1 pseudogene is annotated in these 241 nt (G+C 61.8%); it reads left to right on the forward strand.

Annotated features, from left to right (window positions below):
* Positions 1 to 241 (forward strand): annotated as a pseudogene (locus CH341_RS33285) (D-xylose ABC transporter ATP-binding protein); the annotation flags it as partial.

Below are 241 nucleotides of genomic sequence, written 5' to 3' on the forward strand. Positions count from 1 at the left end.
GCCCGCGCCAAGGTCAGCCAGCTTTCGATTGCGCGCCGGCAGCTCGTCGAGATCGCCAAGGGGCTGAGCTATCCGGCCGATCTCGTCATTCTCGACGAGCCGACCTCGTCGCTGTCGGAAAGCGAAGCGGAAATCCTGTTCTCGCTGATCGGGCGCCTCAAGGAAAAGGGCGTCACGGTCATCTACATCTCGCACCGCATGGAAGAGATCATGCGGCTGTCCGACGACATCACCGTCATCC

It is taken from the genome of Rhodoplanes roseus, assembly GCF_003258865.1.
GTDB lineage: Bacteria > Pseudomonadota > Alphaproteobacteria > Rhizobiales > Xanthobacteraceae > Rhodoplanes > Rhodoplanes roseus.